The sequence below is a fragment of the Shewanella olleyana genome, assembly GCF_023283825.1.
GTDB lineage: Bacteria > Pseudomonadota > Gammaproteobacteria > Enterobacterales > Shewanellaceae > Shewanella > Shewanella olleyana.
On record NZ_JAKILD010000003.1, the window covers coordinates 34,319 to 54,657 of the forward strand.

The window sequence follows — 20,339 nt, forward strand, 5'->3', positions numbered from 1 at the left end:
CAAGATGCTTAGGGCTTTTTAGCCCAATATCGCTCAGCGTCAGTTTGTAAACGCTCAAATTGTGCTTGGTTAATGTTTTCAAGCACGTTAGCGTATGCCGCTTCAATTAAGAACTGCATTAATACCACGTGTCGGCGTAATATTCGATGGTGTCGATGTGTTTTTTGCGGATTAAAATAACCTGAGAAATTAAAAATTTGCCGTGGGTTCTTCTTTACCCATGCCCATGAGCCCATCTCAAGCGTTAATGGAATAAAAGGTGTTTCAGTTTGATTAGTTTTCGCAAGATAGTCCCAGATATCACCATGAGTCTGATAAAAATGACTCTGAGGCGACAGCTTGTAATGACCATGATGAGGGTAGCCTCGATCAAATAATTGCTTCAAATGATAGATATAACCCATCCCTTCGAAAGGCTTGCGGGTATGGGCATAAGGGAACCATATATGATCGCTGAGGCCAAACCCAGAATGAGCATCTAACGCAATCACACTGGTGCTACTTTGTTGTAGTTCATGAACGTAATCAACCAGCACTTGGGTTTCATCTTCCATGCCTTTGTTACCACGAAACCAGGGGAGTTTATTACTAATGCGGTGACCGCCAACAAGAAAGGTCACCTTTTCTTCTGCATCTATAGGGGCATTGCGCATTAAGTCGACATCATTGCCATTACTGCGTGAACCTTGTAAAAAGCCGACAGGATTGGCGACAGGTACAAACGCAAGTCGCACCTCTTTTAACAAGCTTTGTAGATGTTTATCCCACGACATGCGATTAAGTAAACTGCCTAAAAATGACAACACCACCTGCGCACCAATGCGCTCGACACCATGGACGCCACCAACAAACAACACCGTAGGGCAAGATTTATCTTGTTGACCTAACTCTATAGCAGTCACAGACAAAGGTTCGCCGCGGTAATGTAAATCGAGCAAAGATTGGTGGCGAAATAGCCCTTGGTGTTGGGCAATCAATCGTTTAAGCGTATCAATTTCAAAACTGTGTTCGAATGAAAACTTTGCCATTAACCTCGCCTATTCACTCACTAAGATTAAGCCTGAACCTATTCTCCCAATAATTAACTTAATACTTAAATAAGACAGCCTTATGACAAGTTTATAAACAAAAAAAGCAACCCTCAGTACATGACCAAATGGGTTGCTTTAGTGGGTTATTAATGATGATGCAAGTAATGCACTACCAATAGCTACAGTCAGTAATAATAAAGACACAAAAGCGTTGGTCGCCCCACCCGTATAGAAAAGCCAAGTCGCCCAGAATAAGGTATCAAGTATTAAAGTTGTGAAGAGTATCGAGGGGGTATTAATGCATTGAAAACGAAATCGATAACAAAAGGCCACATAAATAGCTTCAAGGATTAGCACATAACTAAGCTCTTCAGGTGGTCTCGTTAAATCGAATAACTCTTTAGCAAATAATATTAGCTATAATTTTTAAAGCCAGTTAACTAAGCTTAATAAGACAAGCTGCCCTTTGTTTTTCTCCCAATTGTTATTCGCCCCTTATTCAATTATTTATCTGGTTCTGCTTATTTTGCAATTATGCACACGGTCACTTTTATCTCAACAGCTCAAACACATCCAGTTATTTAATCACAATTTAAATAATAAAAAAGTGTTCTCAACCAGCTTATTGCAACAGCCTTAATGTGCTACTTGGCCAATATTTTGAAAGTAAACATATGTAATATAAATAACATACAAAGGTTGCCAAAAAATCTACACTACCCCTGATAAAATTGCGTTTAAAGAGCAAGACAAAAAACATTACAATTTTTAAGGTTAATATATCTCAAGTTAATACATTTCATGTCGATAACATGATTAGTGAGTATTTAAAAAAGATAATCATACGTCTATAACCACCTCCTTCAAACTTAGCTCCCCAGCTACGTAAGCCTGCACCCAAAACACCATAACCCCATAAATTAATTGAACTTTTAACTATTAAACTCTTGATTTACGATTGTATTCATTGTTGTTTACACATATAATCCACCCACAAAAGTGAAACATAAAACAAACTCAACCCCAACAATTACAACATTGCATTAAGATGATTTATGACCAGAATTTCTAAATTTCTTTTGACTATATTGAGTTTCTTAATGATGCTTTATGTGCTTTTGGTAATAAGCTTTAGCCAAGGGTTAGAAACAATTCATAGCGATAACTTTCACCATAAAATCACTTCCGTCGATGTTAGTAATGTGGTTAATGCCAATGCAGGTTGGGAAACATTGCTGTTTTTAGAAAGTGATATAGTCAAATCAAATCAACATTATTTTGCAGTATTAGAACGCACTGAACAGAACTTAAATGTGGTACGAGTTAAAGATGTCTTTAGCGAGATGATGATGTTCAGTAATATACCGTTATTACTGATGGTGTTATTAGCTTATGCCATTCCATTTTATATTAAATCTCGAATTTCCCGTAAAAACAATGCATCGTTAGATTTCATCAGTATCGAAACGGATAAGCTGCTGACGAGTTTTAATATCCAATTACCACAAAGTAAACAGCCTAATACCTTATCGCAAATAAGTATCGCCCTGAATGAGCTCAACAAGCACGTAAAGGCTCAAAATATACAAACCCAGCTAAGTATTTATCAAGATAAACTGACTGGTCTTATAGACAGGCATGCATACCTTGAACACCTTGAAAAACAACTACAAAAAGCAGAAGAAACCGGAACTAGACAAGCATTACTTTTTATCGATTTAGACGGTTTTAAGCAGGTAAACGATTCATTTGGTCATAGTTTTGGTGATGAAATACTCATCCAAGTTGCCCACAGACTTAAAACCGTTGTGCGCAATAACGGTCTCAGCAGAGTCAGTGAGTCATTTGGATTAGAGCTTAACTTATCGCGTTTAGGTGGTGATGAGTTCTCTATTTTTATTGAAAATATTCCAGATAACTTGCAGGCTGTAGAAGTGTCGAAAAATGTTTTACAAGAAATTGAACGCGACTTTGTACTGGGTAATAAAGTGATAAAAATAGGCGCCAGTATTGGTATAGCCACTTATCCAGATAGCGCTTCAAACCCTAATAATTTATTACAAATGGCCGATGTAGCCATGTATCGAGCCAAAACTGATGGCCGAGGTATCTTCCGTGTTTACTCGCCCGAAATGGGCAGTAAAATTCGCCGCTTTCATTACCTTTTAGAAGAACTGCGTCTTGCTATCGCTAGCCAAAATTTCACTTTATCTTTCCAGCCTATCGTTAATGTTGACGACTGCAGCATCGATTACTTTGAATCGCTAGTGCGTTGGAATCATCCAGTTGAAGGCCCTATTTCACCAGCTGAATTTATTCCTATTGCTGAAGATTCAAATCTTATCCTAGAGCTCGGAAATTGGATTTTATTCGAAGCTTGCCGCCAAATGTCTGCTTGGCATAATGCAGGAATGAATAAGGTGAGAATGTCAGTTAACATCTCTGGTGTGCAACTGAAGCATTTACCTATTTATGACTGGGTAATGGACACCTTGGCAAAAACGGGGTTGCCCGCTCGAGCCTTACTGCTTGAAATCACTGAGTCTTGTTTATTCCACGCATCGGAAAAAATCATTCAAGACCTAGAAAATTTGCGCAAACAAGGCGTATTGATTGCAATTGATGACTTCGGGACTGGTTTTAGTTCGTTATCAACTCTGGGGAATTTACCGGTAGACATTATTAAAATTGATAAGCTATTTATTGACCAAGCAACGATCAACCCTAAATATGAAAAGATTTTAAATTCAATTAGTGATTTAGGTAAAACCCTCGATTTGAAAGTGGTTGCTGAAGGGGTTGAAGTGGCTTCTCAGTTTGAACTCGTCAAAAATCTTGGGATCCATTGTGTTCAAGGTTACCTTATTAGCCGTCCCGAGTCCTCATATCACGTGGGATCAAACGTGATTAAAAAGAACCTCAATCACATCGCACTAACAGGCACAGGTGTTTGTACGCCGTCTAAAACGACATAAGTCGACGTTCTTAATCTTAATCCTTGAGTAGTGTCCCCTTTCTGCTCAAGGGAGATAATAGTATTTAAATATTCGTCAGCTACTATGACTAACGATTAAGGTACTAATTAGTAATGATATTAACGGTAGTAACGTAAGCTCGAATACCTTCTATTGCCCCCATTACTTTTCCCCTTTGCTAACGCTTTAACCACTTACAATAAATGATCAGGACACAAAATGAAGAAAGTACTATTTTTCGATTCAATGTTAACCCCTAAAATTATCACCATCGTATATTGGATTTTACTCGTGGCAGCCGTTATTTCAGGAATTGCAGCCATGTTCAACGGTTACGGCGGGTTTACCATCGTCTCACTTGTAACGGGCATTTGTATCGCAATCGCGAGTGCAGTCGGAGCAAGAATATGGTGTGAATTAATGATTGTCCTGTTCAAAATACACGAAAACCTACAGAAACTTGTCGACAAATCAGACGCTTAGTTTTTTTTATTCTTATTGCCAAATAAGATATAAGCATTAAACCAAAAGGTTTTAGACATAAAAAAGGACTGCTATTGCAGTCCTTTTTAAATTAAAGCCGTCTTTTATTGAGCAACGGCTTTTCGCTTATTATGGGTAATAATAAGTCCAACTAAACACACAATACCTGTTGCAATACCCACTGGCTGACCAAACGATTGCGGTAAGCCAATACCAATACCTGCAGTCATAATATAAGACACTGTGACACACGTGCCGATAATGGCTGGTAAACTTACAATCCAATGGAAGGCACCACGGTCAAACAAGTACTTAGTTGCTAGCCACAATACACTGGTTGAAAGCAGCATATTTGAGAAGGCAAAGTAGCGCCAGATCAGCGAGAAATCAATCTTAGTCATAAAGTATGCAATCACTAAAATTGGGATTGCCACTAACAGACGGTTGCGCATTGTTTGCGGAATATTAAACGCATCAATGATGGTTAAACGCAGTGAGCGGAAAGCGGTATCACCAGAAGTAATCGGGAAGATAGCTACTGCTATAATCGCCATAATACCGCCTGCGACACCTAAGTAAGTACTGGCTACTTGATTAACAACTAGTCCAGGTCCACCTGCATCAAGAATACTCTTAAGCTCGACATATCCGCCAGGAAATGCAGCGATACCCGCTAATGCCCATACACAAGCCACAATACCTTCAGACATCATTGCACCATAGTACACAGGGCGAACGTATTTTTCGTTAGTTAAACAACGCGCCATGATAGGTGCTTGAGTAGAATGGAAACCACTGATTGCACCACAGGTAATGGTCACAAATAGTAATGGCCATACAGGTAGTCCATCAGGGTTAGGCTCAAGTAAGTCATTGTTGTAATGGCTATGGTCGAAGTAAGCAAAAATATCACCCATTTCAGGCAATTGAGGCGCACTAATTAATAATGCCACTGCGATTGAAGTGGTCATCACAATCATCAACAAGCCAAATAATGGATAAAGCTTGGTAATGATTTTATCGATAGGCAATAAAGTTGCTAAGAAGTAGTAGCCTAAAATTAAAACAACCCAAAACACATTATTAGCAAGGATAGTACCTTCGAAATAATCAAGGTTACTTAATAATCCTGCTGGGCTCATGATGAATACCACACCCACGAAGAACAATAACATCGCGGTGAAAACCAGCATCACACCTTTAAAGTAGATATTAAAGTATTTCCCCGCGATTTCAGGCAAGCTTTTGCCGTCATTTTTGATACTCAATACACCAGAGAAATAATCGTGTACCGCACCACCAATAATATTACCCAGTACAATCCAAACTAAGGCAATAGGACCGTACAGAGCCCCCAAAATAGGGCCAAAAATTGGGCCTACACCAGCAACGTTTAGAAATTGAATAAGATACGCTTTAACAGGATGGACTTCGACATAGTCGACCCCATCTTCGAAACGTTTTTGGGGTGTTTTTACGTTGGGGTCAATGCCTGCTTGGCGTTCTACAAATGGGCTGTAAAACTTGTAAGCGAGGATCAACAACGCAAGACAAATGAAGAAAATAAGCATGTTTTTGTGCCATCCATAACTATATAGGGTATTAGAATAGCCTAGAGTGTCAGCCACTATGCCCCCTTGGTCAAGTACCATTGTGTTATACCAAAGTAGGGGTTGTCAGCCTAAAGCCCTTAATGCAGGTGGGATGTTAGATATGTGTAAATACTCAAAAACCGTTTTATTCCAAGTATCAAGAAATTGCCAGAGATAAACACCAGCCTTATTGCTTTTACTAGCGACTTTAATAACTTGCTATGATATTTCGCTAAAAGCAGAGCGAGAAATGTTAATACAAAATACTTTCAAAACAGTAAGTTTTCCATCCAGATATAAAATTTATAATCCAGTTAATAAATAATCAAAAATGAGAGTTAGCTCATACCTTAAAGAGTCTAAATATCACTTACCTCTTACATTTCTCCCTCGAGCCATACATGAAATAAATGTTCATGGCTGAATAAGTATTTGTTAGCTCATTTCTAATTACCAGCGGAGTTTTACTATCAGGGCAGCTCACGTCAAGGTTCTCCTCCAAAAGTCGTCGATAAGTTTTAAGTTTTCGGCCCCCAAACCTACCTTACCAATTTAAACTACTACCCTATATCGTATTTAATGCATATATTTTAGCCAATACTTATATAGATAGATGAAAAAGGTATAAGAATTATGTAGCTTAGTAACTAAATTTTGACAACTTATATATTCATTCAAATACAACAACTTATTATTTTTTCATTTATAGATAAAATTTAAGTGTCAAAACAATATTACCAATTTACAATCTTTACACTCAAATCAGTTTTACAAATTGGTAACAAGATCGTATAACCAATAGCACCTAATGCTTCAAATAGTGTATTACATTACTGAGGTCATTTTATGTATTAGGCAGCAACAGCTTATTCAGTTGCCATTCACTAGTCATAGAATGATCAGATCAAACTGCTGAGATAAAGCAGTCGGTCTTGCTGAATAAGTTGTTAACTCAAATGGGGAAACGACCTAAGGTATAAAAATGATAAAAAATCATAAAAAGCATAAACTTGCTACTATTCTAGCGACTGCTATCACCACCAGTTTAACCAGCGGTTGCATCAATGCTGAAACTATCAGTATTACTAATCCTAGTTTCGAAAATAGCTTTGACGGCTGGACTGATATTGATCCTTCATCAATATCAGGTGTGGCTTATCAAGGCAGTAAGTCTGCAAAAATGTCAGGCAGTAACGGTAGAGTTGAGCAAAACCTCAATATTAATAGCAACACTACTTACACTTTAACTGCCTACGTTATAGGTGGAGGAAAGCTAGGAGTATCGGCCAGCGGTGTTAACGAATCAACCAACATCAGTAGCAGCGATTGGCAACAGGCCAGCGTAACGTTTAATAGTGGCTCAGCAACTAGCGTTACCATATATGGGGAATACTTTGGTAATGAAGGCCGTTTTGACTCTTTCGAACTCACAACATCATCTGACACAACTGAACCTTCTGAGCCGACTTCACCTGTCACTTGTACAGGTAGCAGCGCCCTATCCGTTGTAGCCGCAACAGATAACGGCACTAACGATGGTCACGGTCCGAGCAATACCATTGATAACAGCTACGATACTGAATCTCGTTGGTCATCTAATGGAGAAGGTAAAACCATTACCTATGATTTAGGCGTACAGTCTGAAGTGAAATCAGTGTCTGTTGCTTGGTTTAAAGGTAATGAGCGCGCGTCGTACTTTGATATGGAAACCTCAGCAGATGGTAGCAATTGGACATCAGTCCTATCTTCAGGTCAATCAAGTGGCAGTAATGCAGGACTAGAAGAATACGATGTCACGGATACCAGTGCTCAGTTAGTTAGAATAACGGGCTACGGTAATTCATCTAATACTTGGAATAGTATTGTTGAAACCAAAATTAATGGTTGCTCAGATGGCTCTGCACCAACGGACCCAACAGATCCAACCGAACCCAGTAACCCTGTCGGTAACTTAGATCCTGACTTACCGCCATCAGGAAACTTCGAATTAGTGGATTGGACCCTAGGTGTCCCTGTTGATGAAAACAATGATGGAAAATCTGACACAATCAAAGAAATAGAGTTATCGAGTGGCTATAGCCGCTCTCCATATTTCTTTACAGCTGCAGATGGTGGCATGGTATTTAGATGCCCTATTGATGCCCCAAAAACTTCAACCAACACCAGCTACGCCCGTACTGAGTTACGTGAAATGTTACGCCGCGGAGATACCAGTTATAGCACTCAAGGTGTGGGTGGCAACAACTGGGTATTTAGTAGCGCACCTTCATCAGATCAAAATGCTGCGGGCGGTGTTGATGGCACCCTAGAAGCAACGCTCGCCGTCAACTATGTCACCACCACGGGTGATAGTAGCCAAGTGGGGCGTGTGATTGTCGGTCAGATTCATGCTAACGATGATGAGCCACTTCGTCTTTACTACCGTAAGCTGCCATCTAACAGTAAAGGGTCAATTTATATTGCCCATGAACCCATTACAGGATCGGAGCAATACTATGAAATGATTGGGTCTCGTAGCAGCTCAGCTTCAGATCCTGCCGATGGTATAAGCCTTGATGAGAAGTTCAGCTACCAAGTCAAAGTAATGGGTAATACTTTAACCATCACGATCATGCGCGAAGGTAAAACTGATGTTGTTGAAGAAGTCGATATGAGCGGTAGCTCTTATGATGCTGGCGATCAATACATGTACTTCAAAGCTGGTGTTTATAACCAAAACAATACAGGTGACGCAGATGACTATGTTCAAGCAACATTTTATAGTTTGAGCAATAAGCATAATGGCTATGCGTATTAATCGATAACTAACTAAAAGCTGACTCATTAATATAAAGAGCATATAGAAAGGTAAAACTCGCATAACAATACAAACGCTCTGTCCTCCCTGGCTTCGAACGTTTGTATTACTGCTTACTTCAATGAATCAAGCTTACTTATTCACAGCCATAGTCATATCATCAAAGCCAACAAGATCATTTGTTGGCTTTTATTACGTTAAGCCCGAAGGAAAAACGCAAAAAGCCGATGTTTGATATACACTTACTTGTAACGCCAATGTTAATGCAGCGGCAATAAAACCCTAACATCACAAAGCAAAATGTAAAAGCCAAGTAAGAAACGCGATATATTAATAATATGCACCAGCTAGCTGTTGGAAAAACAACATTTAAAAAGAAGTGCTTAGATGACTAGGCATCAATCCATCCACCTCAATTAAAACGCTTTTATTTCGAATAAAACTTAATCAACAAAGATCAACAGGCCCTAATATCATCACTAAAAACAGTATCGATACTCGAGGCCTTATCCCGATGCGGCTAGCGGTAACCAAGTAAATATTGACGCTAATCTTCAATATACCGGCGGTTTGTCATGTGATTACCTGCAAGGGTTTATGTTTTCAGTCCCTCTAACTAAAACTGATTTTTGTGAGCGCTATGTTGCTAGGCCTGACATTCCGCGCTCAATAAACAGTTAACTTCAAATTAAACAATCTGAATTCGGCTTAAAAAGTATCTTTAGCTGCAATTTTCCTTACTTCTGGGTTAAAACCTTGCATTAGACCTGCTATTTACGCGAAATACGCCTGAATGATGAAACAAACAAACCACGTAAATAAAGTTTCACATTTTTATCCCATAAACCATAAGGTAATCACAGTGTAAACAGGGATACCTAATATCACATTGAACGGGAAAGTAATCCCCAATGATGCACTAATCGACAAGCTATGATTGGCTTGAGGCAATACCACTCTCATTGCAGCTGGTACTGCAATGTAAGAAGCACTCGCACCAAGTACCGCAATTAAAATGACCCCACCAGTTGAAAGTCCCATCAACATGCCTAAGCCACAACCTAAAAAACCACCTATTAATGGCATAGCCACACTAAACGCTAATATGAAGCTGCCAGCTCGCTTTATATCACTCAAACGACTGGCCGCTACCATACCCATTTCTAATAAAAATAATGCTAGCACCCCATTAAATAAATCGAAAAATAGTGGTGCGATAGAATAGGTTTTTTCTGCAGCTAAAAAACCGATAATTAAACTGCCCACCATAAGCACAATGCCTTGATTGAAAAACATTTCATGAAGCAATTTTTTAGATGAAGATAGTTTTAGAACAAGCTGCTTAATATTGGGCGCTTTAATTACTGGCTGTGAAAAACCGGATACTTCACCATCAGCACTCATACTTGGAGTTGATGGCTTAGCCAACATAATACCCACTACAATCGCAGGCATTTCTAGCAACACAACAAACAATGGAATATAGGCTTCGTAAGCAATATTTTTACTCTCTAAATAAGCCACCGCCACCGCGTAAGTCCCAACACTTACCGAGCCATAATGTGCAGCTATTGACGCTGCATCATGACGTTCAAAAAGACCGATATAATGCAAAATCGGGAAGGCAATAAAAGGCAGTAATAGACCAAACAACAGAATATAAATTGACTGAGATAATAAGGCCCAAGAAGCATGCTCAGCAAGAGCAACACCGCCCTTGAGGCCTATAGCAATCATTAAAAATAACATTAATGCTTGGTATAGGCTTTTAGGAAATTCAATTTTAGCACCAGCTAAAACAGCCACGACCCCTAACAAGAAAAAGCCAATGCTGACATCTATCTGCACGAGTTATCTCCTACTGACACTGTTTGGGTCAGAGTAGTACTATGGCGAGCTTTTCTTTTCCCCACCCTAAATGACATTAATGTCAGCAGTGATAATCCGCTCCCTAGCGCGACTAGCCCTAGACCTGCCGAATCACTTTTAGCCACCAGCCCACCTAAAAGCACCAAAGTAAATGCTACAACGAGATTAAAAATGAGTTGTCTATAAAGCATGGGGATCTCCGCGCGATGTATTAATTCCGATAAACCGATAGCGAGATTATGACAATTATAATAAATAGATAAAAATTGATATTACCTATAGGATATATAGATATAAATCTATATAAGTATTTTGTAGCCTATCGTTATAAAATACCTAACCTGCACGAAAAAAGGTTGATATTAGAGAGCCTTCGAATCAGTAGTGCATACCAATAAATAATCCTGAGCCGCGATAAATAACGCTAAGAACCAGTAAATAAATGGGAATATGTAAATAAGTGAGAGTCAAAAGATGGAATCTAGATTACACGCCCATATAGGCACAATTAGACAACTGGAAATTTTACTCGCCGTTCACGATAGGGGCGGGATCAATGAAGCCGCAAAAGCACTATTTCTTACTCAACCCACGGTATCAATTCAGATGAAAAAGCTGGCCGAAGCCGTTGGTGAGCCTATCTATCGCTTCAGTAATAGAAAGTTAGTTTTTACTGAAATTGGTCTAGAAATGGTCAAAACTGCAGTAGAAGTATTAGACAGTTTTGCTCGTTTGGATATGTCCTTAGGTAAAATGCGTCAAGGGCAATCTGGCACGCTTCGTATTGCTGTTGTCACCACGTCAAAATACTTTATCCCCCATTTATTAGGCCCTTTTTGCGAACAATATCCAGACATCGATATTCAGCTCAATGTAGGCAATCGCGAGCAAACCATAGAGCGACTCAAACAAGGTATTGATGACTTTTATGTGTTTAGTCACCCTCCCATTGATAGTGACTCAGACAGTATTGAGCTACTGCAAAACCCATTAGTAGCAATTGCACACCAAGCTCACCCACTGGCTCAACACAAACAGGTCAGTCTTGAGCAGCTTTGCCAGGCGCCGTTTCTTATTAGAGAGAAAGGCTCAGGCACTCGTCACGCTATAGAAGCATTCTTTAAAGATCATGAGCTTAATCCTAACGTAAAGATGACCATTGAAAGTAACGAGGCCATTAAACATTGCGTAATGGCTAAGTTAGGGATATCAATACTGTCTGCTCACACCCTGACTTATGGCGGTCAGAATGACTTAATCCGTCTGCCGATTAAAGAGCTGCCTATCAATGCAAAATGGTTTTTTGTGTGGTCTAAGTCTAAAAGGCACACTTTGGTTGCTAACCAGTTTTTAGAACATATCCAAACCAATGGCAGACAATTATTGGAGCAAGAATTACAACGAAATGGTATAGAATCATAACGAGTAAGCTTTGCAGCTAGCCTAAATAACACTGTAGCCTTTACCTTCAAGGCATGCTGCTCGAGCTTGATAAAAATTTTGCTCGCCTTGGGTATTTGCCGTTTGAACTTGAGCCTGTTGTTGCGCAGCTTGCTGCTGAGCGGCTTGTTGTTGCTGTTCAGCTTGTTGAATATTACTGCGGCGACTTTGACGTCTTGCTGCGACAGCACCAATGGCAGCACCAGTTTGTGCAGCATCACTACGATCATCATCACCGAATTCTGCAATCATAGCGCCAGCAGCAGCGCCAGCCATCGCACCTCGCATGCCAGAGCCTCTATCAGCAGAGTCATTACCATCAGGTGTAACTTGAGTTGTTGCCGTTGATGTTGATGTTGATGTTGATGCAGCGACAGTTAGTGGCTGACTTGGGTTATAGCCTGTTTGCGATACCGCCCAACTGGCGCAACTCGCTTCATCAGCAGCTTGCTGTTCACTTGTCTGATTTTGCTGTGGAAATACATACTGCGCAGCATAACTGTCATTCACTGCAGAGAAATTAATCATTATTGCGATAGTAAAAATTGATAATATTCTAGCTCGTTTAGATAACGAGTTATTGGTATATATAGGCATCTTACTCCCTTTCCAGTGAAGAACTTGGTGAACAAATAATCACCTACAACCAATACAGATAGTTACCAAATCGCGCCAAATAAAAATCTAACTGCCTAGGGGTGGTTTATCTTAGTCGGTCATGTTTCGTTTTAACTAGAATCCTTTTTAATTGAGGCGAGTTGATTGCTGCCTAGCAAACTAGGCGAGTTAAATTCACAAAAATCCGTTAAACAATAAATAAAGCAATTTGGACACCCCTTCGAAGCGGTTGAGCCTAAACTATTTAGTCACCTATCCATCTTTAAGTAAAGCCACATAAAACCTAATAATCGCCATTGATAGAAAAACGATAACCAAAAGATTAAGTGATAACGTCACATCATAAATAGGCGTCAAATGCATTGCATTCATCGTCATTACCATCAATATGTTACCACCCAATACTTTCTGAATACCGAGTTTAGGTGTAGAACATACGCGCCAAATCAAGAATAAATTAATGAAATAAAACAAAGCAAGTTGCCATACTTCAGTTAGGGTTGGCATGATAAGAACATATTCAGTCAACACTATCGCACCAAAGATTAACACGCCGATTAAGGCATCATTTACCATCTGTTTGGGCATAGACACAATAGTAAAAGACAAAACAGTGCTAATTAAAGGAAATAAAATACCAATAGGTAATGGAATAAAAATCCACATAGCAAAACATGTAGCAATAACCATCATGACGATTAATGCATCTTTTAACCGAGCTTTAAACGGCATTAAAGGAGCTATTTCAGCTGATAACTGCTTCCATGAAGTGTTGACTTTTAATGCTGTGACACTTTGCATTTCTTTACCTTGATTTGACAACAGCAGCCTTTCTTCCGCTATCAATTCTAAAGCTTGAGAAACAGTCTGTAACTGCTCCAAATGACGAAGTCTAATTTCATGTTGCTCAATATTACCTATATTAGTATTAGTTTCTTTACTCAATACATCCAATAAGGTCAACAGAGACTCATAATAAATGGTTACATGCTTTTTCCAGTGGGACTTGTGCTGATACAACAAGTAGTTACCAGACAAAGGTAAGTTAAGTATGGGCTGTACAGCCTCTATGACTTTGAGAGTATCATTAAGTTTTTTTTCTACGGCTTGCGACTTTTCTTGCGCTAAACCATGATCTGATTTCAGAAACTGAGTTATTTCAGTACAAGATTGGGATAAATTTTCATTCACTAAATCTAGACCTTGTAGAAATGATTTTTCACTATTTTTAGGCCAAATAAAACGAAACACGATTGAAAATACAATCACACCTAGTAACGTTTCCTGTACTCTCAATATGATTGTATTGAAAGAAACGACATCACTAAAACTTCCAACTGCGCAAATTAATGCACACACAACAAAACCAATTTTGAAGATGTAACCGTAGCGAACATTATAAGATAGGAACGCACATATACCGGCTAATAATAGATAAACAGCAATGAATAACCCAGGTTCTTGGCTAAACAAAGCAATCATTATAATGGCAACAAATGAGCCTAATAACGTACCCAAAACCCTGTTACGAGCAATTTTAATTGAGTGGCTGTATGATTCATTCGCCGCTAATGTCACCACTGTTACTGCAGACCAATATGGCCTGTCCCATCCAAAAGCTAATGCGAGGACAATTGCGATTGAGCAAGCAAAAGCAACCTTTATTGCATCTTTTGTTGCATCACTTAAAGCATGAATAAACATAGTAAGTCGCCTGACTAATGGAATGGAAACGAGCAAGCTAGAGCACCGTTAGTACTTAACTAAAGGTGCTTAAACAAGGGTACTGAAAATTAATGATAATTCTTATGATTTAAAAATCTTGACTGATGCAGTCAGCCCGACACGCAACTGAACAGCTTCTGGTACATTATTTATACGAATTTTAACTGGCACTCGCTGTGCTAAACGAATCCATTGAAAATTAGGGTTAACATTAGGTAACAAGGTATTGCCGGTACTTCCATCTGACTTTGCAATGCCATAACCAATGCTGTCGACTTCAGCATCGATGATTTCATCCGGATTCATCATTAACGCAACAGTGGCTTTATTGCCCGCTTTAACGCCCTCTAAATCCGTCTCTTTAAAAAAGCCTTCAATCCAAAAGCTGTTTTCATCAATTAATGCCACGACCGGATTATTGGCTACCACTTGCGCCCCGATTCTCAGGTTCAAGTTAGTAATAAATCCATCTGTCGGCGCAATCACCTTAGTAAAATCTAAGTTTAATTGAGCTTGCTCTACAACAGCTTTGACTGAAGCTAGATTAGCTTTAGCTGTTTGAACTGCATTTTCATAGTTATTCAAATCTAAAACCGACACAGTGCCATGAGTTCTGCTTTCCAATGCTTGAGCACGGTTATTCTCATTCAATGCTTTTTCAAGTAACGCCTGAGCTTGAAGCTCCTTAGCGAGGGCGTTATTTAAGTCTGCAATGTAAAGACTCGGTTCAATTTCAAAAAGTATATCTCCCTGCTTAACCTGGCTATTGTCATCGATATATACCTTAGTTACAGGGCCTGTCACTCTTGGCGTTATTTGAACAATGTGCGCTCTGACTTGCCCGTCGCGAGTCCATGGGTTTTCTGTGTAGTTTTGGTACTGAATAAACATTCCAAAGCCAGCAATAGCAACAATAATCAATGTTGTTAGGTATCTAAACATCATCAAATTTCCTGTGTAAAACGAATAAATAAATTGTTGAGTACTGCTAGGTGATAGCAATAAACTGGCTTAATACCAAAGCAAAAATCGCAATAACGCTAATTTCTACAATGGCTGGGGCAACAACAGTGCGATGCCAACCCAAACGATTCGCAATAAACATCACCACGACTGTAAGAAGGTAAGCGCAAACGATAACCACCATCAGTGGTGGGCAGTAGACTTCACCTAGTGCAATTTCATGAGGCATAGCAATCCTGTGTGGGTATTTATTGATGTGGCCATGGTAATGCTGTCAACTGGAAATAAATAATCGCTTTTGATGGATCAAACCCATCACAAATAAGATTATTGATGTAAACTATAAGAAAGAATTAGTTAAACCAATGTATTAACTATCAAAAATGAACTTAACAGTATTACGGGGGGACAATGAACTTTAGTCTGGAACAACTGCGTGCTTTTGTCGCTGTATACGAGCAACGCTCTTTCAGCAAAGCAGCAGTAAAACTTGAGAAACACCGCACCACAATCGGCCAAGTGATTACTAATTTAGAAGATCAAGTCGCGGTAGAGTTATTCGAACGAGTAGGCAGAGCTGTAGAACCTACAACTGATGGAGAGTTGCTTTATCATTATGCTAAACAAACTGTTCAGCAAGCAATGACATTTGATAAAGTGGCTTTAAGCCTTTCTTTTGGCGGCTTTGAATCGATTACCATTGCATATTGCAGCTTTATGCCGCCTCAATTGTTATCGGAGATACGTTTGAACTTGGACGTTGAGTTTCCTAACATGAAGGTCAACTTTATTATTCGAAACAAGTCTGACATCAAAAAGGGAATTGTTGATGGAACAATACATTTTGCATTTGTTAATATTTACCGTAGCGATGTGATCAACAGTATTGATTCAAGTTACCTTAAAAATATTGATTTCAGTTTATGTGTTGGTAAAAGAAACCCTATCGCGTCAATGAATGCGGGCGAAACTTTTAACGCAATGAAGTCCTCTAGACAACTCATTCTCAAGTCACTAATTGAAGATGAGATGAGTGAAAAAGTCATTTTATCAGCAGAATATGAAGTCATTGATCAACTTGCTTTACTCATTAACTTTTTGGAAAAAAATATTGGATGGTCTGTCCTGCCAAGCAGTATCATGCGAAATCAATACATTGATGAAAAACTCACAGTATTTGAATGTGACCAATTGCAAGAAAAGCTGCAAGTCCCCATTTCGTTATGGAGCCCTCACTCAAAGCAAACGACACCTATTAGAAAAAATATTATTAATACTTTCAACCAATCAGATTTATAGTTCAGTTAATTTGGTATAAAAATAATAAAAATGTCATATAAACTTATCCTCTATGGACATTAGATTACTTTGTATGAAACTGGAGCGATTTTATAACTAGGTGAAGACTTTAATGCTTTGCATCCATATCAGTTCGCGTATCTCTAGCTAACTTAACTCATGATGAATACGAGTTAATTTGCCGCGAAACTCGCGCTGTATTAGATGAGTACTTTACTGGACTCCAAGCAACGCAAGCTTAGTGAAATATTGGCTTAGCAGTATAACTTGATTAAAACGCCAATCATTTGATTGGCGTTTTGTTAACTGAATTCTTGCATCTATATGGTTAAAATCAATTATAACGATTCAAGATCACAGACTATTATAAGTATTATTGAAATCTTATAGTTAAGCGCTTATAAGCTAAAGGTGAATTAGCATGTTAATCACTAATACGATAATAGTGCTCTAAGGCGCTGCTACACTTTAATCTTCACTACATTATTCAATAAAAAATAGGTCATCAATGAAAGGTATTATTTCAATTCAGTCCCACGTGGTTTTTGGTCATGCTGGCAATAGCTCTGCCGTGTTTCCACTGCAACGTATGGGGATGGAAGTTTGGCCTATTCATACCGTGCAATTTTCTAATCACACCCAGTACCAACAAGGTTGGCGTGGTCGTGCGTTTTCAGCCAATGACATTAATGAGCTAGTGACAGGTATTGAAAACATAGAAAAACTTGCCGACTGCCAAGCGGTGTTATCTGGTTACCAAGGTAGCGCCGAGCAATGCCAAGTGATTATTAAGACCGTCAAAAAAGTTAAACAACACAATCCTGCAGCGTTATATGTATGCGATCCTGTCATGGGTGATCCTGAAAAGGGCTGTATTCTCGCCGATGGTATTACTGAACAACTCATCAATGATGTCATGCCAATTGCTGATGTTATTGTGCCTAATCAATTTGAGTTAACTCAGTTTACCCAAATGGAAATAACCAACCTTGAACAAGCAAAAGCCGCTTGTGAAAAAGCCTTATCGTTAGGGCCAAAAATGGTGTTAGTGAAACATTTACACTCTATTGCCGATGATACCTTCACCATGATGCTGGCAACGCAACAAGGCTGCTATATCAGCCAACGACCTCAACTTGAATTTGCTAAACAACCTGTCGGTGTCGGCGACTTAATTTCAGCGTTATTTACTGGTGGATTATTAACAGGAATGTCGCCAGTTGCTGCATTTGAACACGCTACCAATGCCAGTTACGGCGTGCTTAAGGAAACTCAAGTTCGCCAACAGTGGGAACTGCAAACAATTGCGGCACAAAACGAGTTAGTCTCACCAAGTGAGTGCTTCACTGCTAAGCCAGTTTAAATAGCGATATGATTCTGTTGTAAGTTATTTCTTTAAATTTTAGACAAAAAAGCCTGAAATTTAAATTTCAGGCTTTTACGACAAATAAATAAAACGGCGTTTTTTTGGTCATTAAAGTGTAAATAGCGGATTCATAATCACCAGATGCAACAAGAGCTGGCAGATTACAGTAACTCTCGTTTAATCAGCTTTAACAGAAACGTTTCACGTTCGATAGATAAACCTTTCTTATTACTATTGGCTATCGTATCAAGGTTATGTTGAATCGCTTCATCAATATCTATCCAAACTGGTTTCATGCCATTATTGATTTCGTGACTTTCAAAGCGTGTTTCGCCTAGTTCACTATCGATATCGCAGGTATAACAATACGACAGCATATGGATTAGCGTCATGCCATCACGCGCCCAAGGGCGATATTCTTCATAAAGGCCAAACTCATTGATATTGCGAATCGATTTAGCGCCCGTTTCTTCTTGCAGCTCGCGAACTAAGCCTTCTTCAATCTCTTCATGCTCATCGACTCCACCACCCGGTAAAGTGTAATCATGATAACGCTCGGTATAGAGCATCAAGATGTTATTCCCATCAAGCACTATTGCTCTAGCCGCTCGACGAGTCAGCATAGTGCCTTGCTGCTGAGCGACCAATTCAAATGGCGTATCAGGATGATGGCTGGTTTTTAAATGCCGCATTACAAGTTCTATTTAATTCAAAAAGCGCATCATACGCTAAATTATCCCAAATAACTTTCTCTCAGCCTTTACCCTAACCCTGAAAATCAACCTAATCGCTCTTACCGCATTCACTTTATTAGCAATAACCCGCCAGCTGTCAGCTGAACGGATAACCACGCAGTTCACTTTAAACCCCGCTAATTTAGCCTTTACATTAAAAACACTTCGATATACATCAATTAAACATAAAACACTGAAAACAAAAGAATTTTGATACAGAACCACACAATAGTTAACAAAAAGTAACCACCAATTATGTGCATTTCCTATATTGACCGACAAGGATGTAAATATGAAACCACTCAAATCTCAGCCTCTCAAACTGGCATCAGCGATTGCTATTAGCTTTTTGGCTTTTTCTGCTCAAGCTAGTGATACACAAACATCTGAGAATAATAGCTTCCAGCACGATACTAGTGCTTCATATATCACTGATACAGACAACAGCGACAATGCTTACCTATTTGCCAGTTATCGATACTACTTTAATGCAGTGAGTACTGATTTAGGTCCTTGGGCACTAAGCACCTTTTTGGCCCAATCTTCAAATTTTGGCTTTAACTACCTTAAATCAGATTTATTCGAGACCAGCAGTTACCAAGTTGATGGTACTTATGTTTTTGACTCAAAATGGTTTGTTGGCGCAAATTATCAACAAATAAACGATGATAGCGACTACGGTCCGTGGCCATATGATTACGACGAGTCACTTTATGGTCTTAAGCTAGGTTATTACTTTAACGAAAGCTCGCAAATATCCCTTTTTTACCAAAACCAAAGTGGATCAGATAGCTATCAACACACAAGTGGCAGTGGTCAAAATTTTCAAATTGGCTTACTCGCTGCTAATTTTGATAATCAATCCGATACCTTTGGTCTAGAGGCTCAAAGTTATATACCCATGGAGTCAATTAGTGGTGTGAACTTGTTGGCCCGTTGGCAGTACACCGATGCTAGCCAATATTATTATTTTCGGCTTGCACAAGATGGGTTTATGCCAGAGCGTGACTTCACTACTGATATTGATAATACACTCAACCACATTTATCTAGCCGCTGATTTTTATATCAACAAATCATGGTCAATTGGCGCACACTACACTTGGCAGGATATTGATTTAAAGGAATTTATAAGTAGTAGTAATTATTCCCCTGAAGGTGAAACAATCGAACTCTCTGATAGTTTCAATAATTACGGCCTTAACACGGCTTACTGGTGGCAAATAACACAAAATTTTTCCGCTAAATTTAGCGCCAGTAAATTGTTAAATGATGATGCTAATGTCGAAGACGGGCTACTTTTAGGATTGGATATCAATGCTCGCTTTTAACTGATTTACACTTTATTAGTGCATCAAACAGTATGATTAAGTGCTGTTTGATGCACTAATAAATATCCTATTTAAATCTAATGACAACTTAAATTTATCAGGGTAACAGAGGTCAGA

General features: G+C 39.0%; 15 protein-coding genes. 7 read left to right on the forward strand and 8 right to left on the reverse strand.

Annotated elements, in window-relative coordinates:
• Positions 1-8 precede the first annotated feature (8 nt).
• Complete coding sequence (locus L2735_RS02885; RefSeq protein WP_248983270.1) at positions 9-1,028, reverse strand: DUF2817 domain-containing protein; 1,020 nt, start codon at positions 1,026-1,028, stop codon at positions 9-11.
• A 1,106-nt stretch (positions 1,029-2,134) separates the two neighbouring features.
• On the opposite strand from L2735_RS02885, the gene L2735_RS02890 reads away from it, so the two are divergent.
• The gene (locus L2735_RS02890) at positions 2,135-4,006 is read left to right on the forward strand and encodes a putative bifunctional diguanylate cyclase/phosphodiesterase (protein ID WP_248983430.1); all 1,872 of its coding nucleotides are present in this window, start codon (positions 2,135-2,137) and stop codon (positions 4,004-4,006) included.
• A gap of 219 nt (positions 4,007-4,225) precedes the next feature.
• Positions 4,226-4,489, forward strand: coding sequence for a DUF4282 domain-containing protein (locus L2735_RS02895; protein WP_248983271.1), 264 nt, complete (start codon positions 4,226-4,228; stop codon positions 4,487-4,489).
• 104 nt (positions 4,490-4,593) lie between these two features.
• Here L2735_RS02895 and L2735_RS02900 read toward each other — a convergent pair whose 3' ends face one another.
• Positions 4,594-6,060, reverse strand: coding sequence for a carbon starvation CstA family protein (locus L2735_RS02900; protein WP_248983431.1), 1,467 nt, complete (start codon positions 6,058-6,060; stop codon positions 4,594-4,596).
• 1,003 nt (positions 6,061-7,063) lie between these two features.
• Between L2735_RS02900 and L2735_RS02905 the strand changes: the two genes are divergently transcribed.
• On the forward strand, positions 7,064-8,878 hold the full coding sequence (locus L2735_RS02905) for a polysaccharide lyase family 7 protein (protein ID WP_248983272.1): 1,815 nt from the start codon (positions 7,064-7,066) through the stop codon (positions 8,876-8,878).
• 834 nt (positions 8,879-9,712) lie between these two features.
• On the opposite strand, the gene L2735_RS02910 is transcribed toward L2735_RS02905, so the two are convergent.
• The gene (locus L2735_RS02910; protein WP_248983273.1) at positions 9,713-10,726 is read right to left on the reverse strand and encodes a sodium-dependent bicarbonate transport family permease; all 1,014 of its coding nucleotides are present in this window, start codon (positions 10,724-10,726) and stop codon (positions 9,713-9,715) included.
• A gap of 495 nt (positions 10,727-11,221) precedes the next feature.
• Between L2735_RS02910 and L2735_RS02915 the strand changes: the two genes are divergently transcribed.
• Positions 11,222-12,169, forward strand: a complete 948-nt coding sequence (locus L2735_RS02915) for a LysR family transcriptional regulator (protein ID WP_248983274.1) — start codon at positions 11,222-11,224, stop codon at positions 12,167-12,169.
• A gap of 21 nt (positions 12,170-12,190) precedes the next feature.
• On the opposite strand, the gene L2735_RS02920 is transcribed toward L2735_RS02915, so the two are convergent.
• From L2735_RS02920 to L2735_RS02935, 4 genes are all read right to left on the reverse strand, one after another.
• Positions 12,191-12,784, reverse strand: a complete 594-nt coding sequence (locus tag L2735_RS02920; protein WP_248983275.1) for a hypothetical protein — start codon at positions 12,782-12,784, stop codon at positions 12,191-12,193.
• A 273-nt stretch (positions 12,785-13,057) separates the two neighbouring features.
• The gene (locus tag L2735_RS02925; protein ID WP_248983276.1) at positions 13,058-14,509 is read right to left on the reverse strand and encodes an FUSC family protein; all 1,452 of its coding nucleotides are present in this window, start codon (positions 14,507-14,509) and stop codon (positions 13,058-13,060) included.
• A gap of 102 nt (positions 14,510-14,611) precedes the next feature.
• On the reverse strand, positions 14,612-15,475 hold the full coding sequence (locus L2735_RS02930) for an HlyD family secretion protein (protein WP_248983277.1): 864 nt from the start codon (positions 15,473-15,475) through the stop codon (positions 14,612-14,614).
• Positions 15,476-15,518: 43 nt separating this feature from the next.
• Positions 15,519-15,722 carry a DUF1656 domain-containing protein gene (locus L2735_RS02935; protein WP_248983278.1) on the reverse strand — a complete coding sequence of 68 codons (204 nt, stop codon included), beginning with the start codon at positions 15,720-15,722 and terminating at the stop codon, positions 15,519-15,521.
• Positions 15,723-15,904: 182 nt separating this feature from the next.
• Here L2735_RS02935 and L2735_RS02940 point away from each other — a divergent pair, with 182 nt between their 5' ends.
• Positions 15,905-16,792, forward strand: coding sequence for a LysR family transcriptional regulator (locus L2735_RS02940; protein WP_248983279.1), 888 nt, complete (start codon positions 15,905-15,907; stop codon positions 16,790-16,792).
• Positions 16,793-17,300: 508 nt separating this feature from the next.
• A complete protein-coding gene (gene pdxY, locus L2735_RS02945) occupies positions 17,301-18,155 on the forward strand; it encodes a pyridoxal kinase PdxY (protein ID WP_248983280.1) in 855 nt (284 codons plus the stop codon).
• A gap of 164 nt (positions 18,156-18,319) precedes the next feature.
• Here pdxY and L2735_RS02950 read toward each other — a convergent pair whose 3' ends face one another.
• Entirely contained in the window at positions 18,320-18,850 is a 531-nt protein-coding gene (locus L2735_RS02950) for an NUDIX hydrolase (protein WP_248983281.1), read from the reverse strand.
• A gap of 334 nt (positions 18,851-19,184) precedes the next feature.
• Between L2735_RS02950 and L2735_RS02955 the strand changes: the two genes are divergently transcribed.
• Complete coding sequence (locus L2735_RS02955; RefSeq protein ID WP_248983282.1) at positions 19,185-20,222, forward strand: hypothetical protein; 1,038 nt, start codon at positions 19,185-19,187, stop codon at positions 20,220-20,222.
• Positions 20,223-20,339 lie beyond the last annotated feature (117 nt).

Coding starts and splice junctions, on each gene's coding strand:
- pdxY (WP_248983280.1), top strand. CDS start 17,301: ATGAAAGGTATTATTTCAATTCAGTCCCACGTGGTTTTTGGTCATGCT.
- L2735_RS02895 (WP_248983271.1), top strand. CDS start 4,226: ATGAAGAAAGTACTATTTTTCGATTCAATGTTAACCCCTAAAATTATC.
- L2735_RS02930 (WP_248983277.1), bottom strand. CDS start 15,475: ATGATGTTTAGATACCTAACAACATTGATTATTGTTGCTATTGCTGGC.
- L2735_RS02940 (WP_248983279.1), top strand. CDS start 15,905: ATGAACTTTAGTCTGGAACAACTGCGTGCTTTTGTCGCTGTATACGAG.
- L2735_RS02915 (WP_248983274.1), top strand. CDS start 11,222: ATGGAATCTAGATTACACGCCCATATAGGCACAATTAGACAACTGGAA.
- L2735_RS02925 (WP_248983276.1), bottom strand. CDS start 14,509: ATGTTTATTCATGCTTTAAGTGATGCAACAAAAGATGCAATAAAGGTT.
- L2735_RS02920 (WP_248983275.1), bottom strand. CDS start 12,784: ATGCCTATATATACCAATAACTCGTTATCTAAACGAGCTAGAATATTA.
- L2735_RS02950 (WP_248983281.1), bottom strand. CDS start 18,850: ATGCGGCATTTAAAAACCAGCCATCATCCTGATACGCCATTTGAATTG.
- L2735_RS02905 (WP_248983272.1), top strand. CDS start 7,064: ATGATAAAAAATCATAAAAAGCATAAACTTGCTACTATTCTAGCGACT.
- L2735_RS02885 (WP_248983270.1), bottom strand. CDS start 1,028: ATGGCAAAGTTTTCATTCGAACACAGTTTTGAAATTGATACGCTTAAA.
- L2735_RS02900 (WP_248983431.1), bottom strand. CDS start 6,060: ATGCTTATTTTCTTCATTTGTCTTGCGTTGTTGATCCTCGCTTACAAG.
- L2735_RS02890 (WP_248983430.1), top strand. CDS start 2,135: ATGCTTTATGTGCTTTTGGTAATAAGCTTTAGCCAAGGGTTAGAAACA.
- L2735_RS02955 (WP_248983282.1), top strand. CDS start 19,185: ATGAAACCACTCAAATCTCAGCCTCTCAAACTGGCATCAGCGATTGCT.
- L2735_RS02935 (WP_248983278.1), bottom strand. CDS start 15,722: ATGCCTCATGAAATTGCACTAGGTGAAGTCTACTGCCCACCACTGATG.